The sequence below is a fragment of the Acinetobacter sp. ABJ-A23_2 genome (genome assembly GCF_044538765.1).
Classification (GTDB): domain Bacteria; phylum Pseudomonadota; class Gammaproteobacteria; order Pseudomonadales; family Moraxellaceae; genus Acinetobacter; species Acinetobacter nosocomialis_A.
The window spans coordinates 97,528-112,288 of the sequence record NZ_JBIUCP010000004.1 but is presented as its reverse complement, the minus strand read 5'-3'; the positions used below and the strand labels follow the sequence as shown (position 1 = coordinate 112,288).

The window sequence follows — 14,761 nt, the reverse complement described above, 5'->3', positions numbered from 1 at the left end:
TTTTAATTTTGTATTTCAGAATAGATAGATCGTAAAAAATCGTATGAGTTGACCTCGATCGTAAGGAAAACTCGAAATATATTCATAACCAATTTTCAGTCTTGGATTAACACTATAATTAACTCCATACCCAACTGAAATGGATAAATCTTGAATATTAATATGATTCGTTAATCCAGTGATGCTTTTGCTGTGCAGTTGCCCCGTATCATAGGCTGTATAATTATAAATCACCCAACGCTCATTTGAATAAAATTCATTTTTGAGCACATTATAGTTATTAACTTCATCATCATGCTCAATAGCTAAACGCCTTTGTTCCAAGTTTAAATCTGATTGATCTAACAACTGGTCTGTATCTAGCAAAGTAGAATCACTTTCTAGTTGAAAAAAATCATAGGCCTGAACATCTCCACTATAAAAGATAACCATCGCTGTAAAAACAGTATAAATATTTTTATGCACACACATTTTATTTTGCAAATCAAAAAAGGTAGCTTAAAGCTACCTTTTTCTGCAAGTTTTTAATTAACTTAAACCAATGACTGCAACAATTGCTGCGCAAGTACCCACAATCTTTTTGCCATAAGGTACATATCGCGTAAACACGGCACCTAGTGCTAAGCCACCGCAATAAATAAGTGCCATGCCAGCAACCATACCTGTTACTAATGCAACAATATGCCCTGTATGTGCGAGTTCAACACCATGAGCTATACCATGAAAGCTTGCGAGTAATGCAGCAGCAATAGGCAAAATCCGATTTGATTTTGTCCATAGTGCAACCGCCGTAACAATCAAAGAAGCAATAATTCCGTATTCAGCCATACTCGCTGGCACCAAACCTTCAGCACCTACTAAAAAGCCTACAATTAAAGTAATACTTAAAGTAATGACTCCGGCAATTTTCCACTGTTTAGCTGCTGACCACAACAGGACACCAAAACCCAAAGCCATCACTAAATGATCGAGACCAGTAAAAGGGTGAATAAAACCTGCCATAAACCCTGAATGTGCATGATCATGCCCCGGGTGCGCCATAGCTAACACAGGTAACATGCTAAGGAGCCCGACACTACATTTTTTAATGAAATTCATAGTTACTCCTTAAGCCTTAAACAGCCCTTGCTTCTCAATAAATTGAATAATTTCTTCAAGTCCATCTTGTGTTTTCATATTTGAAAATAAAAATGGCTTTTCACCGCGCATGCGTTTGGCATCTTGGTCCATGACATCAAGGTTTGCGCCAACCATAGGTGCAAGGTCAGTTTTATTAATAATCAGTAAATCTGACTTAGTAATACCCGGTCCACCTTTGCGTGGAATCTTTTCACCACCTGCTACATCAATAACATATAAAGTTAAATCAGAAAGTTCTGGGCTAAATGTTGCCGCTAAATTATCACCACCACTTTCAATAATAATCAGCTCTAAGCCATCAAATTTTTCACACAGATCATCAATCGCAGCCAAGTTAATTGAGGCATCTTCACGAATTGCTGTGTGTGGACAACCACCTGTTTCCACACCCACAATCCGATCTGGCGACATCGCTTCATTACGGGTTAGAAAGTTTGAGTCTTCTTTGGTATAAATATCATTTGTCACTACAGCCATATTGTATTTATCACGCAAGGCACGGCATAAGTTAAGCGTAAGTGCTGTTTTACCTGAACCGACTGGCCCACCAATTCCGACTCGTAATGGACTACGTTCTGTCATGATTTTTATCCTTTTATTTCCTAATTTTAAGATCTGAATAAACGTGAATATTGAGTTTCGTGTTTCATGCTCAGCATGGCATAGCGGGGTAAAGCACTACTCAATTGCTCATCTTTAAGTTTTAAAGCCTTCTCTACAGCGTGTGGTACTAGACCATGCAAATGCCACAAAATTCTTTGTCCTCCCATTTGGCCCAATGGGACGGTTTTTACGGCTGCTAAAACCTGATTTTCCAAAACGGTAAAGGTATATGCCGTAAGCACATCCTCTTCTTTAAGTTCTAAACGACCACAGAGCTGCGCATAGACAGGCACAAAACCAAACTGCTTTTTAACCTCAACCGTTTTTTTTAAAACATCTTTAATCCATGCATTTAAAGAAAATGCGAGTTGCTGAGATTCAGCGAGTAACTCTTTACTTTCTCTGCTTGCCTTATACAAATGTGCCCAAATCAGGAACTCGTCTGGCTCATCATAATGTTGCATAAGACGTTTGAGTACAGGTAACTCAAAGCGTACTAACAGCATTTCCAGCACTTCTTCAAAGTAAGCAATTGCCGAGGCTTCATCGTGTATTAAGCCAATATCAATGGCTGTTTCCACACCTTGTGAATAGCAATACGCTCCAACTGGCAAAGCCGTTGAAGACAGTGTCAGCAGTTGAAGTAATTGCACAGCATTATGAATGGACATGGTGTAAAGCTTTTATTGGGCTTAAGCGATGGTCATGACTATGCTGAGCATAAGCACCGCTTTCAGGTTCAAAAGGATGATCTGTTTCTGTCACTGTCAGCCCCAAACCTTCTACCATTTCTGCAAGCACATGATCAGGTTCAAAGTATAAAGCTGTAGGCGTCAACATTAATGGCACATGTCGGTTACCTAAGTGATAGGCAGCTTTAAGTAAATCAAAATCAGTTTGAGCACTAACTTGCATTAAACGTTCAGGCTTGGCATCAACACGCAATACATCGCCCTCTTGCGTTGCAATATATGAACCACTACGCAAAATGCCAGTACGAGGCAAATCCGCACCGATATCTACGCCACTCGCTAAAGTCGCCCGAAAGCGGGATTTTTGGCGTGTATCAAAAGTCAGTTCAACCGTTTCAAATGCTTGATCAGGAGAAATATGTTCAAGGCGTTGTGTATAGATTTTCATTTAGCTCTTCTCTCCTTATTTATTTCATTCATGTTGTATAAATTAATGAGGTAATTCATCTCGACAAAATTCATCAAAACAAGAAATAACGCTGAGCCATGGGTAACACTTCAGCAGGTTCACACGTTAATAACTCACCGTCAGCTCGCACTTCATAAGTTTCAGGGTGAACATGCATAACTGGACAATATGTATTATGTTTCATATCGGCTTTGGTAATTGAACGCGTATTTTTACACGGACTAATTAACTTTTTGAGGTCTAACTTCTCAGCAACTTTTTCATCAATTGCTGCTTGAGATAAAAAGGTAATACACGTGTTATGTACACCACGTGGATAGGCGCCAAACATTGGACGATAATGCACGGGTTGAGGTGTCGGAATAGAGGCATTGATGTCACCCATAGGTGCCGCTGCAATCATGCCACCTTTAATAATCATGGAAGGTTTCACACCAAAAAAGGCAGGTTTCCATAACACTAAATCAGCAAGTTTTCCGACCTCAATCGAACCAATTTCATGGCTTAGACCATGGGTAATTGCTGGGTTAATCGTATATTTGGCAATGTAGCGTTTAACTCGATTGTTATCATGAAACTCATTATCACCGTCTAAAGGGCCACGTTGAATTTTCATTTTGTGGGCAGTCTGCCAAGTTCGTAAAATGACTTCACCGACACGTCCCATTGCCTGAGAGTCAGAAGACATCATGGCAATAGCACCTAAATCCTGCAAAATATCTTCAGCAGCAATGGTTTCACGGCGAATACGACTTTCCGCAAAAGCAATATCTTCAGCAATTGCAGGGTCTAAATGATGGCAAACCATGAGCATATCTAAATGCTCATCAATGGTATTAATGGTATAAGGTCGTGTTGGGTTGGTCGAAGATGGCAAGACATTACTTTGCCCAATTGCTTTTAAAATGTCGGGAGCATGTCCACCACCTGCACCTTCGGTATGGTAGGTATGAATGGTACGGTCTTTAAATGCGGCCAGCGTTTCTTCTAAAAAACCACCTTCATTTAAAGTATCCGTGTGAATCGCAACCTGTACATCAAACTCATCTGCCACACTCAAACAGTTATCAATCGCTGCTGGTGTTGAGCCCCAGTCTTCATGTAATTTTAATCCAATTACCCCAGCTTTAATTTGCTCTCGAATTGGGTCTGGCAAACTCAAATTACCTTTGCCCAATAGGCCAATATTCATAGGCAAATCATCAATTGCCTGCAACATGGTCGCAATATGCCAAGGCCCTGGAGTCACTGTTGTTGCTGAAGTTCCTGCTGCTGGTCCTGTACCACCGCCCACCATTGTTGTTGTACCAGACATAAGCGCGGTTTCAACTTGTTGAGGACAAATCCAGTGAATATGAGTATCAATACCACCTGCCGTTAAAATTTGCCCTTCACCTGCAATCACTTCTGTTGCAGCACCTAAAGGGATGGTAATGTCAGGTTGAATATCGGGGTTGCCAGCTTTTCCTATTTTCCAGATTCGGCCATTTTTTAAGCCAACATCAGCTTTTACAATTCCCCACCAATCCACAATTAAAGCATTGGTAATGACTGTGTCAGCAACTTCATCAGCTAAAAGTTGAGATTGCCCCATCCCGTCACGAATAACTTTACCACCGCCAAATTTAACTTCTTCACCATAGGTCGTTAAATCTTGTTCAACCTCAATAAAAAGCTCTGTATCAGCTAGGCGAATACGATCACCGACCGTTGGACCAAACATCTCAGCATATGCACGACGTGACATTTTCATAATTTTTTACTCATATCTTTCATTATGGTTGTTATGTTTAATCCAACTTACCCATGACTCGGCCTGCAAAACCATATACTTCTCGCTTACCAGCTAAAGCAACAAGTTCCACTTCTCGGCTTTGCCCTGGTTCAAAACGTATTGCGGTACCCGCTGCAATATTTAAGCGAAAACCTTTTGCTGCTTCACGGTCGAACTGAAGTGCATCATTCGCTTCATAAAAATGAAAATGCGAACCGACTTGAATAGGTCTATCTCCAAGATTAGCCACTACAACTTTTAAAGTTTCTCGTCCGACATTCAGTTCAATGTCAGTCTCTGGAGTAATGATTTCGCCGGGGATCATAAGCGTTCCTTTTATACGATAGGCTGATGAACAGTGACTAATTTCGAACCATCAGGAAAAGTTGCTTCGACCTGAACCTCAGCAATCATTTCCGCTACGCCATCCATGACATCTTCACGCTTTAATAAGGTAGTACCGTAATGCATCAAATCACTGACTGTCATTCCATCTCGTGCACCTTCAAGTAAGGCTGCGGAAATAAATGCAACTGCTTCTGGATAATTCAGCTTTAAACCTCGCGCTTTACGACGCTCAGCCACCAAGCCTGCGGTAAAAATGAGTAACTTGTCTTTTTCTGTTGGATTGAGTTCCATATCTCTTTCCTAATAACATCTAGTTTTCTTTAAGCAAAATGCGTGCTCAAAAGCAGCATACTTGTTTTAATCGTTTTTTAAATACGCAATTTAACGTAAATTAGGTTTTCCAAATTCTTGGAAATTCTTCATCTAAATCAAACCAATAACGTCTCAATCTTGCTCTTATAGCGGCAAAAGCATCATGACAATGCCGTACATCATTTCCTAAAAAACGTGCACACAGTACATCTTCTAGTAACGTCAAAGTCACAGGTACATCCATACGCATAATGAGTTCACGGATGAGTTCAACATGTTGCTCTAAATAAAATGAAGAACGGAATTTCTTAGGGGGTACAGCCCAGAAACTTGCCATCACAGCTTGATTATTCATACCTAAACATGAGCTTAACCAGCGATCTCCACCTTCAAAATACAAAGTATCGGCAACTAATAATTTATTTTCACGCCATAATTTAAACTGGTTGTGATAACTTCCCTGAACAAAATTTTCAGCCCGAGCCTGTCGACCCAATACCAGCATATCCCATCCAATAAAACTTGCTGTTTGTTCAAGGTGAATATGTGTTTCCGAGTGTGCTACAGCACCATCGAACAACATCGTTTCTTGTGGCATCCACTCTAAAATAGAGTCATTTTTTACAGTCAAATAAATATGCTGAAAAGCTTGTTTGCCGTTGGTTCTATACCATTTCCCAGCTCCAGGCGTGGTAATCACCGCATGTGCCTGCTCTGCTGTTTCAATTTGGAAAGTAAGATGATCACCTCCTGCAATACCTGCTGGTGGATGCACAATAATTGCGTGGCAAACTCCTGTTTTTTCTGGCCAAAGCATTTTTTGCACCCGAACAGGGCCATAATGTTTTCGATGACTCATTATGGTGCGAGAATTTTTAAAACAGAAACCAAGCTCTAATTGGGCATACCAAAATGGTGCTGAAGAACTCTGAGAAAATTGTTGAATCCGATTCATTTTGGCTCATTTTTAATAATGGCTTTTTTAATAAGCAAAATATGCACCAAATACAAAAAGAGGTCATTACAAACTTAGAAACAATTTTTTTATTTTAATGAGTTAAAAAACAAGCAATGTCTAACATAAAACCACAGTAAAGCATGGAATTATTTATACAATAGCGCCCATCCTCGCTCTTATAAATTTTTTCCATGAAAATCTTTTTCGTGTTAGTACCTTTTGTATTTTTAACTGGGTGTATTTTTGGCCAATCTAGTGAGGTCAAACGCGCAGAAAAACTATTAAATAATTTTCAATGTAAAAATGTTGAAACAAGTGAAATGCCTACAAGCTCTATCAACTCTTATTACCAACAAACTTTAGCGGTGAGTAAAGATAAAGCGACCTCTTATGTAGAAAGCTATAAAGAAGGTGAAGAATTATTCGCTATGCCTTTAGATGAAGTGGTAAAGAAGCAGTATGAACTTTATAAAGCAGCATGCGACTCTCTAGGTGGCGTTTCTGCACAGCCATAATTTAAAAAAGGTATCCATTAAATCACTTAAATGGATACCTCTACCCCACCAACTTAATTTAAAAATTACTATTTCAAAACGTCCAACAAGTATTCACTTTACCTTTTGATAAAATTAAGCAACATAGTAACGCTTTTATTTTCTTTTATTTTTTCCTAGGCTTTAACTACTTTTTATTTTTATTTTGAGGTTTTGGTCATTATGAAAAAATCATTATTAGCAATTGCACTTATGAGTACTCTTCTTGTCGCATGTAATAAACACGAAAATAAAACAGAGACAACTTCTGATGCATCTACCCCTGTGCAAACTACTGAAGCAAGTAATGCTGTTGCCGTAGATACTGAACATACAGCAGAGAACTCACTAGATTGGAATGGCAAATATAAAGGAACACTTCCATGTGCAGATTGTGAAGGCATTAAAACCGAATTAAAATTAAAAGATGATAAAACTTATGAGTTGACTGAAACTTATTTAGGTAAAGGCGATACAAACCCATTTGAAACACATGGTAAGTTTGCTTTCGATAAAGACAATACTTCTGTTATTACCTTAGATGATAAAGCTCAAAACCGTAAATTCTTTATTGGTGAAAATACAGCGACTGCTTTAGACATGGAAGGTAAAAAAGTTGAAGGTTCTTTGGCTGAACACTATGTGTTGAAAAAAGAAGACTAATAAATTTTTCAATATAAACAAAAAAAACCGCTCATTTGAGCGGTTTTTTTATGAAGTCAATTCTTAGTGAGCTGAGAATTGGTTCATTGTGTTTTTAGAATCATCACCAGCTTTAAGTGCGTTCTCACCAGCGAAGATTTCTTTGTGGTCATCACCGATGTCTGAACCAGCCATTGCTTGGTGTTTCACACATGCGATACCGCCACGGATTTCTTTACGTTGTACGCCAGCAACATAAGCTAACATACCTTGGTCACCGAAGTAACCTTGTGCTAATTCGTGAGTAGAAAGAGCAGCAGTATGGTATGTAGGAAGTGTGATCAAGTGATGGAACACACCAGCTTCACGCGCAGCATCTGCTTGGAAAGTACGGATTTTTTCATCAGCATCAGCAGCTAATTCAGTGTTGTCGTACTCAGCGCTCATTAATTTAGCACGGTCGTAAGCAGACACATCTTTACCTTCAGCAACCCAACGGTCATACGCTTGTTGACGGAAGTTTAAAGTCCAGTTGAATGATGGGCTGTTGTTGTAAACAAGCTTCGCATTTGGAACTACTTCTTTAACACGGTTAACCATGTGTGCAATTTCTTTTACGTTTGGAGTCGGAGTTTCGATCCAAAGTAAGTCAGCACCATTTTGAAGGCTAGTGATACAGTCAAGTACAACACGGTCAATCTGAGTGCCTTCACGGAATTGATATAAACCAGAAGCTAAACGAGTTGGGCGGTGTAACTTGCCGTCACGTTTAATTAAGATTTCATCATCAGTTGCTTCAGAGATATCAATTTCTTGAGTGTCTAAGTAACTAATATATTTAGATGCGATGTCACCTGGCTCTTTAACTACTGGAATGCTTTGAGTAAGGTCAGCACCTTCAGAGTCAGTACGAGCAACGATAACGCCTTCTTCTACACCTAATTCTAAGAATGCATAACGAAGAGCATGGATCTTAGCGATGAAGTCAGCATGTGGAACAGTTACTTTACCAGCTTGGTGACCACATTGTTTTGCATCAGATACTTGGTTTTCGATTTGAAGCGCACAAGCACCAGCTTCAATCATTTTCTTAGCAAGTAAGTAAGTTGCTTCTTCGTTACCGAAACCAGCATCGATGTCCGCAATAATTGGCACAACGTGAGTTTCGAAGTTGTCGATTTGAGCTGTGATTTCAGCTACTTTCGCAGAGTCACCCGCTTCTTTTGCTTTGTTTAAAGCACGGAATAAGTCATTTAATTCTTTTGCATCAGCTTGACGTAAGAAAGTGTAGATTTCTTCGATCAAAGCAGGTACTGAAGTTTTTTCGTGCATAGATTGGTCAGGAAGTGGACCGAATTCTGAACGAAGTGCAGCAACCATCCAACCAGAAAGGTAGATATAACGCTTGCTAGTAGTACCGAAGTATTTTTTGTTAGCAATCATTTTTTGTTGAGCGATGAAACCATGCCAGCAACCTAATGATTGAGTATATTTGCTTGAATCAGCATCGTATTCAGCCATATCACGACGCATAATCGCAGCTGTATACTTAGCAATATCTAAACCTGTTTTGAAACGGTTTTGAAGTTGCATACGAGCAGCATCTTCTGGGCTAATGTCTGCCCAAGTGTTGCCGAATTTTGATTTTAATTCACGTACTGCATCAATCGCTGTTTGATATGTAGTCATGATATTGTCCTGTATTCATTTTAGGATTTCATCGATCGAAGCCTAGAGTCATGTTACTTAAATTTCTTATGACACCAGCTGCTTCTTCATGTACACAGCTTAGACTTAGCCAATCAATTAATCCAATATCCTTGGTTAATCTTCAGTATTTATTTAAAAAATATACCAATAAATCGATATTATAAGTAAAACTAAAAAACATAACACTTTGTTTATAAAAACAAAATAATCCTAAAGGAGTATAGTATTTTGATCAAAAAACTCTCCAAGTTTTATTTTTATACAATTTTTGAGATTTTTCCATTCATTTTTAGTGTTAAAAGTCAATTGTAAATTAGGCGACTTTTGCCAATGAAAAAAGTCAATCAACATGCTAGAACAATACTAAATATTAAGTAAAAATATTTCTTCCATAACTACAAATATAAAAACAGATCAAAGATAACAAAATAGAGCATTTGAGGCGCTTTTCAGGCATACTTAATTTCAACAAAAAATGTCGTTTTTCTCATCATTTTTTCACACAATGTTCTTTAAATATGGCATAATTTGAAACAATTTTAGGGTTTTATTTTCGGTATTTTTTTTATGAATCTGGAGCGGGTAGATCTTAATCTATTAATATATCTTGATGTTCTTCTTCGTGAAAAAAACGTTACGCGCGCAGCCGAACAGCTTGGTGTTACTCAGCCTGCCATGAGTAATATTTTACGCCGTTTGCGTAATTTATTTAATGACCCTCTCCTGATCCGTTCATCTGAAGGGATGACACCGACAGAACGTGCACTTGAATTACAACCACGTATTCGTGATGCCCTTTCTGATCTTTCCATGATTTTGGAACCGCGTACCGAATTCCGCCCTTATACCAGTAATCGCGTTTTCCGTATTATGACTTCTGACTATGCAGAAGCAACCCTAGTCCCGCGTCTTGTTAAAGCCCTACGCTCTGAAGCACCAAATGTTGTACTCGATTTTCTTACACCAAGTGATGTGTCATATAGAGACATGGAACAAGGTAAAGTTGATTTAGCTATTAACCGCTTCAATGAAATACCACAAAGTTTCCACCAAGTTTTAGTTTGGCGCGATAGCTTTAGCTGTATTTTAAATGACAAGCACCCTGCTGTTACTCATTTAAATTTAAAAAGCTATTTAGATGCTCAACATATTTGGGTATCTAAAACTGGTATGGGCGTTGGTTTTGGGGTAAACCCGGACAAACAAGGTGGCTTAGGCTGGATTGATCAAGCATTAGAACGTATTGGTCAACGTCGTAAAATTTCTGTATTTACGCGTCACTATCAAATGCCAGCACTGCTTGCTCAAAACGTTGACTTGATTGCAACACTTCCAACTCGAATGGCGCGCTTGCAAGCACAAAATCCAAAATTAGTCATTAAAGATCCACCGTTTTATATTCCTGAGTTCGAACTTAAAATGGCATGGTGTCCTCTATTACACCATCATCCAGCTCATCGCTGGTTACGCCAACTTATCCTATTCGTTGCTCGCCAAATGATCGAAGAGGAAAATCGTGAGTTTCTAACCAATAATTCACAATTTTCCCACTATTAAATAAATTTTAATTTAATTGTCTCTTTCCAACATTATCTTAAGCGCTGAGCAATCAATCTGATTACCTCAGCGCTTTTTTGTGTTAAAACATAGTCATAATAATGATGATCCTCGGGTGATTTGTGAGTCTCTTTCAAAATATCATTATCATCGTACTGCTCATCATCGCAGCAGGCTTTTTATCTTTAACTGAAATCGCTCTAGCTGGTGCCAGAAAAGTAAAGTTAAAAATTTTGGCCGAAGCTGGCGAAGAACGTGCTCAACAGGTACTTGATTTACAAGAACAATCTGCAGACTTTTTTGCAGCATCCCAAATTGGCCTAAATGCTGTCGCAATCTTAGGCGGTATTTTGGGTGAAGCTGCATTTCGTCCTTTCTTTGTCAACTTAGTTGACCGCTTTTACCAAGGCCCTTGGACACAAACAATTGGTTTTGCCCTATCTTTCACCTTGGTAACTTCTTTATTTATTTTATTTGCCGATCTCATGCCAAAACGTTTGGCTATGATTGCACCTGAAAAAATCGCAATTAGTGTCATTAACCCTATTCAGATTTTTATTAAAATCTGTAAGCCTTTAGCTTGGGGAATCAACGCAATTGCAAACTTGTTATTCCGCTTATTTAAAGTAAATACAACACGTGAAGACAATATAACTTTTGATGATATTTCAGCAGTTATGGATGCTGGTGCCCAAGCAGGCGTACTTCAGAAACAAGAACATCACTTTATTGAAAATGTATTTGAACTTGAAGAACGCACAGTGCCATCAAGTATGACCACGCGCGAAAATGTTGTTTACTTTACTTTAAATGAACATGAAGACAGCATTCGACAAAAACTGGCAGAATATCCTTATTCTAAATTTTTGGTGTGTAATGAAAATATTGATCAGGTCATTGGTTATGTAGATGCAAAAGACTTTCTGGTTCGTATTTTAAATAATCAATCACCTACACAGTTAAATGAGTCTACTATTCGTAACGTTCTGATGATACCAGATACATTAACACTATCAGAATTGCTCGATCGCTTCCGTTCAACAAAAGAAAAGTTTGCCGTTGTAATTAATGAATACGCGCTTGTGGTTGGTGTTATTACACTAAGTGATATCATGATTACCGTTATGGGTGACTGGGTTACCCCTATTGAAGAAGAACAGCAAATTATTAAACGCGATAATAACTCTTGGTTAATTGACGGTAGTACACCTATTGAAGATCTTAAGCACGCGCTTGAAATTGATGAAATGCCTGATGACGAAAACTATGAGACCCTCGCAGGCTTTATGATGTACCGTTTACGCAAAATTCCTCGTCCAGCAGATTTTGTGGAATTTGGTGGTTATAAATTTGAAGTCGTCGATGTAGACCATTTTAAAATTGATCAATTATTAGTAACCCGTGTATTAGAAAAATCTGATTTACAACCTCCGTCAGATGAAAATTGATTTATTTTGGTGCAAAATATCCTGCTAATCAAAGCAGGATATTTTTTAATACAATATATATCTTTTAAACTAACAGTTATTTTAAATATATTTATATTAAAAGTTTAATTTATTATCTTAATCATATTTTCAAATATATAAATTAACTCTTTAATTAAAATAAAATTTTTAATTTAATAGAAATAAAAAATTGCATATAAAAGAATTTACAGCTTCCTCTTTCTTGTGTAACGTAAGCATTACAAGCATTGTAAATGGGTATACTTCTCATTTCAGCATTCAAACTAAATATAAATTCTAAAAATACATGATAATTTTAAATATGATAAAGGCTTTATAAGTTCTTATAATAAGTGCCATATATTATAAATAGACTATACCATTAATATATATGTTCAGTATTTCCACAGAATATACCTTTCCAAGTGAATATATATTAACCAAATAAACTAAATATATTATTTGTCTTTTTAATAAAAATTCATAAGAATAATCAAAGTCAGAGTTTTGAATAAACTTGTTCAGTAAAACTAAAGGCAAAGGATTGATTTTATGCTGACATTACTTGGTGTTGGCATGATTTTATGCTTCATGTATTTAATCATGTCCAAACGTTTAAGCCCTATTATTGCTTTAATTCTTATCCCATTTATTTTTTCTCTTATCGCCTGGGGCCTTGGTCACTACTTTGAAAGCTTAAGTCATATTGAGCTTAAGGGTCTCAGCGAAATGATGCTAGAAGGCATCAAAAAACTTGCGCCTACTGGCGTAATGTTATTATTCGCGATTTTATATTTTGCCTTAATGATCGATGCAGGTCTTTTCGATCCTCCGGTTAAATGGATTTTGAAAAAAGTTAAAGGCGACCCTCTAAAAATTACATTAGGGACCGTTTTTTTAACTACCTTAGTTTCTCTTGATGGTGATGGCTCAACGACATATATGATTTGTGTAGCAGCAATGCTCCCTCTCTATCAACGCCTAGGTATGAATACACTCATCATGACAGCACTTATGTTGTTATGTAGTGGTGTAATGAACCTTACACCATGGGGTGGCCCTACTGCCCGTGCAGCGAGTGCGCTTCAAGTTGATCCAAGCCATATTTTTGTACCAATGATCCTTCCAATGGTGATTAGTATTGGCTGGTTATTCTTCTTGGCATATTTATATGGTCGATATGAGCAAAAACGTTTAGGCGTGATTGAGCTTGAAAGTCATCATGGCGACAACATTACTGTTTCAAAAGATCCAGAAGCGACTCGTCCACATTTACGTAAAGTAAATATGGTGCTCACCATTCTTCTTATGATTGCATTGATCAAAGGTATTTTACCTATGTCAGTGTTATTCATGCTGGCGTTCTGTATTGCAATGCTCATCAACTACCCTGATGTTGATATGCAGAAAAAGCGTATCGCTATGCATGCAGATAGCATCTTGGCTGTTGTAGGTTTAATTTTTGCGGCAGGTATTTTTACAGGTATCTTATCTGGCACAGGCATGGTTGAAGCAATGTCTAAAGAATTTGTCGCAATGATTCCTGCAAGTATGGGTCCATATCTCGCACCGATTACAGCTTTCGTAAGCATGCCATTGACCTTCTTTATGTCAAATGATGCATTCTTCTATGGTGTATTACCTATTCTTGCTGAAGCTGCTTCACATTATGGTATTAGCCCAGAAGCGATTGCACGTGCTTCTATTGTAGGCCAACCTGTACACTTATTATCACCACTTGTTCCATCAACTTACTTGTTATGCGGTCTTGCTAAAGTCGATTTTGCAGACCATCAAAAGTTCACTTTTAAGTGGGCATTTATCACTTGTATGGTGTTAATGGGTACAGCATTAGTGATTGGTGTTTTCCCACTTTTTAGTGCGGTCTAACTACATTCTGCTATAAAAAATAAAAGCCCCAATTGGGGCTTTTATTTTTATTTATTCACATACTCAATCATGGCATCTAAGAACGCATGAAAGTGCAAGCCAATATCTTCTTCTAAAATTTTATAGGCATTATCAAATTGCACCATTGGCCAACCTTCTTTCCAAAATGGGAAGATGTCATGCAAGTCATGAGTAACAATTGCATCTTCTCGCACAATTGCTTGTGAAATTTGTGCCAAAACTTGCGCTGTTTCTGCACCATCAATAGCTAAGTAATCAATACCACGTGCTTTTAAAATACGAATTCGATCTTTTTTATAGCGAATTTTTTTAGCTTGAGCTGCATTTAAACCTAAGGCAAGAGTAACCGCCTCTACAAATTTCTCTTCAAAATTTGTATTTAGTGCCACTAAAGCCTGTTTATGTGCTTCCTGACGTCCTGCTTTCCCCCCGCTACGGATGATCTCATTTGCTTCCGTATCTAGCTTATCTTTTTTCATCGACTGTAAAATGTCTAAAATTTCGATATCGCTTAAAGATTCAGGAGATTGCTCAAACATAGGAGTCCTTATACATACAACTAAAGGCACATTCTCTCATAAAAGCGATATTAAAGCAGAACAAAATTTTAAATAGCCTATTACCTTAACTATTTTTATAGTCCTAACTTCTGATACCACACCCA

General features: G+C 37.8%; 16 protein-coding genes. 5 read left to right on the top strand and 11 right to left on the bottom strand.

Annotated features, from left to right (window positions below; all coding sequences use genetic code 11):
- Positions 1–15: 15 nt before the first annotated feature.
- The 9 genes from ACH63V_RS02815 to ACH63V_RS02775 all read right to left on the bottom strand — a co-directional run bounded on the left by ACH63V_RS02815 (position 16) and on the right by ACH63V_RS02775 (position 6,293).
- On the bottom strand, positions 16–471 hold the full coding sequence (locus ACH63V_RS02815; protein WP_343570480.1) for a hypothetical protein: 456 nt from the start codon (positions 469–471) through the stop codon (positions 16–18).
- 57 nt (positions 472–528) lie between these two features.
- Complete coding sequence (locus ACH63V_RS02810) at positions 529–1,098, bottom strand: HupE/UreJ family protein (RefSeq protein ID WP_396462663.1); 570 nt, start codon at positions 1,096–1,098, stop codon at positions 529–531.
- Between the two features lie 9 nt (positions 1,099–1,107).
- Positions 1,108–1,722 carry an urease accessory protein UreG gene (gene ureG / locus ACH63V_RS02805; RefSeq protein ID WP_000140200.1) on the bottom strand — a complete coding sequence of 205 codons (615 nt, stop codon included), beginning with the start codon at positions 1,720–1,722 and terminating at the stop codon, positions 1,108–1,110.
- 26 nt (positions 1,723–1,748) lie between these two features.
- Positions 1,749–2,414: an urease accessory protein UreF gene (locus ACH63V_RS02800; RefSeq protein ID WP_396462662.1), complete on the bottom strand. Its 666-nt coding sequence runs from the start codon at positions 2,412–2,414 to the stop codon at positions 1,749–1,751.
- The gene (ureE, locus tag ACH63V_RS02795) at positions 2,401–2,883 is read right to left on the bottom strand and encodes an urease accessory protein UreE (protein ID WP_396462661.1); all 483 of its coding nucleotides are present in this window, start codon (positions 2,881–2,883) and stop codon (positions 2,401–2,403) included. Before ureE ends, ACH63V_RS02800 begins: the two co-directional genes overlap by 14 nt.
- A gap of 73 nt (positions 2,884–2,956) precedes the next feature.
- Positions 2,957–4,657: an urease subunit alpha gene (ureC, locus tag ACH63V_RS02790; RefSeq protein ID WP_396462660.1), complete on the bottom strand. Its 1,701-nt coding sequence runs from the start codon at positions 4,655–4,657 to the stop codon at positions 2,957–2,959.
- A 37-nt stretch (positions 4,658–4,694) separates the two neighbouring features.
- Positions 4,695–5,003 (bottom strand): urease subunit beta, encoded by a 309-nt coding sequence (locus tag ACH63V_RS02785; protein ID WP_396462659.1) that lies wholly within the window; start codon positions 5,001–5,003, stop codon positions 4,695–4,697.
- An 11-nt stretch (positions 5,004–5,014) separates the two neighbouring features.
- Positions 5,015–5,317 carry an urease subunit gamma gene (gene ureA / locus ACH63V_RS02780; protein WP_039248685.1) on the bottom strand — a complete coding sequence of 101 codons (303 nt, stop codon included), beginning with the start codon at positions 5,315–5,317 and terminating at the stop codon, positions 5,015–5,017.
- Between the two features lie 100 nt (positions 5,318–5,417).
- Positions 5,418–6,293, bottom strand: a complete 876-nt coding sequence (locus tag ACH63V_RS02775) for an urease accessory protein UreD (RefSeq protein ID WP_304393790.1) — start codon at positions 6,291–6,293, stop codon at positions 5,418–5,420.
- A 194-nt stretch (positions 6,294–6,487) separates the two neighbouring features.
- Here ACH63V_RS02775 and ACH63V_RS02770 point away from each other — a divergent pair, with 194 nt between their 5' ends.
- Together ACH63V_RS02770 and ACH63V_RS02765 are read left to right on the top strand one after the other, a co-directional pair.
- Positions 6,488–6,811 (top strand): hypothetical protein, encoded by a 324-nt coding sequence (locus ACH63V_RS02770; protein ID WP_188198314.1) that lies wholly within the window; start codon positions 6,488–6,490, stop codon positions 6,809–6,811.
- A gap of 201 nt (positions 6,812–7,012) precedes the next feature.
- Complete coding sequence (locus ACH63V_RS02765) at positions 7,013–7,492, top strand: copper resistance protein NlpE (protein ID WP_022575036.1); 480 nt, start codon at positions 7,013–7,015, stop codon at positions 7,490–7,492.
- Positions 7,493–7,555: 63 nt separating this feature from the next.
- On the opposite strand, the gene ACH63V_RS02760 is transcribed toward ACH63V_RS02765, so the two are convergent.
- Complete coding sequence (locus ACH63V_RS02760; RefSeq protein WP_002054455.1) at positions 7,556–9,160, bottom strand: isocitrate lyase; 1,605 nt, start codon at positions 9,158–9,160, stop codon at positions 7,556–7,558.
- A 588-nt stretch (positions 9,161–9,748) separates the two neighbouring features.
- Between ACH63V_RS02760 and ACH63V_RS02755 the strand changes: the two genes are divergently transcribed.
- The 3 genes from ACH63V_RS02755 to ACH63V_RS02745 all read left to right on the top strand — a co-directional run bounded on the left by ACH63V_RS02755 (position 9,749) and on the right by ACH63V_RS02745 (position 14,076).
- Positions 9,749–10,738, top strand: a complete 990-nt coding sequence (locus tag ACH63V_RS02755; RefSeq protein ID WP_001047619.1) for a LysR family transcriptional regulator — start codon at positions 9,749–9,751, stop codon at positions 10,736–10,738.
- Positions 10,739–10,860: 122 nt separating this feature from the next.
- On the top strand, positions 10,861–12,186 hold the full coding sequence (locus ACH63V_RS02750; RefSeq protein WP_263613172.1) for a hemolysin family protein: 1,326 nt from the start codon (positions 10,861–10,863) through the stop codon (positions 12,184–12,186).
- 552 nt (positions 12,187–12,738) lie between these two features.
- On the top strand, positions 12,739–14,076 hold the full coding sequence (locus ACH63V_RS02745) for a CitMHS family transporter (protein ID WP_263613171.1): 1,338 nt from the start codon (positions 12,739–12,741) through the stop codon (positions 14,074–14,076).
- Between the two features lie 47 nt (positions 14,077–14,123).
- Here the strand turns inward: ACH63V_RS02745 and ACH63V_RS02740 are convergent, their stop codons facing one another.
- Complete coding sequence (locus tag ACH63V_RS02740; RefSeq protein ID WP_263613170.1) at positions 14,124–14,636, bottom strand: hypothetical protein; 513 nt, start codon at positions 14,634–14,636, stop codon at positions 14,124–14,126.
- Positions 14,637–14,761 lie beyond the last annotated feature (125 nt).

Excerpts from the sequence above, each read along its gene's own strand:
- ACH63V_RS02815 (WP_343570480.1), bottom strand. The coding sequence starts at position 471 with ATGTGTGTGCATAAAAATATTTATACTGTTTTTACAGCGATGGTTATC.
- ACH63V_RS02810 (WP_396462663.1), bottom strand. The coding sequence starts at position 1,098 with ATGAATTTCATTAAAAAATGTAGTGTCGGGCTCCTTAGCATGTTACCT.
- ureG (WP_000140200.1), bottom strand. The coding sequence starts at position 1,722 with ATGACAGAACGTAGTCCATTACGAGTCGGAATTGGTGGGCCAGTCGGT.
- ACH63V_RS02800 (WP_396462662.1), bottom strand. The coding sequence starts at position 2,414 with ATGTCCATTCATAATGCTGTGCAATTACTTCAACTGCTGACACTGTCT.
- ureE (WP_396462661.1), bottom strand. The coding sequence starts at position 2,883 with ATGAAAATCTATACACAACGCCTTGAACATATTTCTCCTGATCAAGCA.
- ureC (WP_396462660.1), bottom strand. The coding sequence starts at position 4,657 with ATGAAAATGTCACGTCGTGCATATGCTGAGATGTTTGGTCCAACGGTC.
- ACH63V_RS02785 (WP_396462659.1), bottom strand. The coding sequence starts at position 5,003 with ATGATCCCCGGCGAAATCATTACTCCAGAGACTGACATTGAACTGAAT.
- ureA (WP_039248685.1), bottom strand. The coding sequence starts at position 5,317 with ATGGAACTCAATCCAACAGAAAAAGACAAGTTACTCATTTTTACCGCA.
- ACH63V_RS02775 (WP_304393790.1), bottom strand. The coding sequence starts at position 6,293 with ATGAATCGGATTCAACAATTTTCTCAGAGTTCTTCAGCACCATTTTGG.
- ACH63V_RS02770 (WP_188198314.1), top strand. The coding sequence starts at position 6,488 with ATGAAAATCTTTTTCGTGTTAGTACCTTTTGTATTTTTAACTGGGTGT.
- ACH63V_RS02765 (WP_022575036.1), top strand. The coding sequence starts at position 7,013 with ATGAAAAAATCATTATTAGCAATTGCACTTATGAGTACTCTTCTTGTC.
- ACH63V_RS02760 (WP_002054455.1), bottom strand. The coding sequence starts at position 9,160 with ATGACTACATATCAAACAGCGATTGATGCAGTACGTGAATTAAAATCA.
- ACH63V_RS02755 (WP_001047619.1), top strand. The coding sequence starts at position 9,749 with ATGAATCTGGAGCGGGTAGATCTTAATCTATTAATATATCTTGATGTT.
- ACH63V_RS02745 (WP_263613171.1), top strand. The coding sequence starts at position 12,739 with ATGCTGACATTACTTGGTGTTGGCATGATTTTATGCTTCATGTATTTA.
- ACH63V_RS02740 (WP_263613170.1), bottom strand. The coding sequence starts at position 14,636 with ATGTTTGAGCAATCTCCTGAATCTTTAAGCGATATCGAAATTTTAGAC.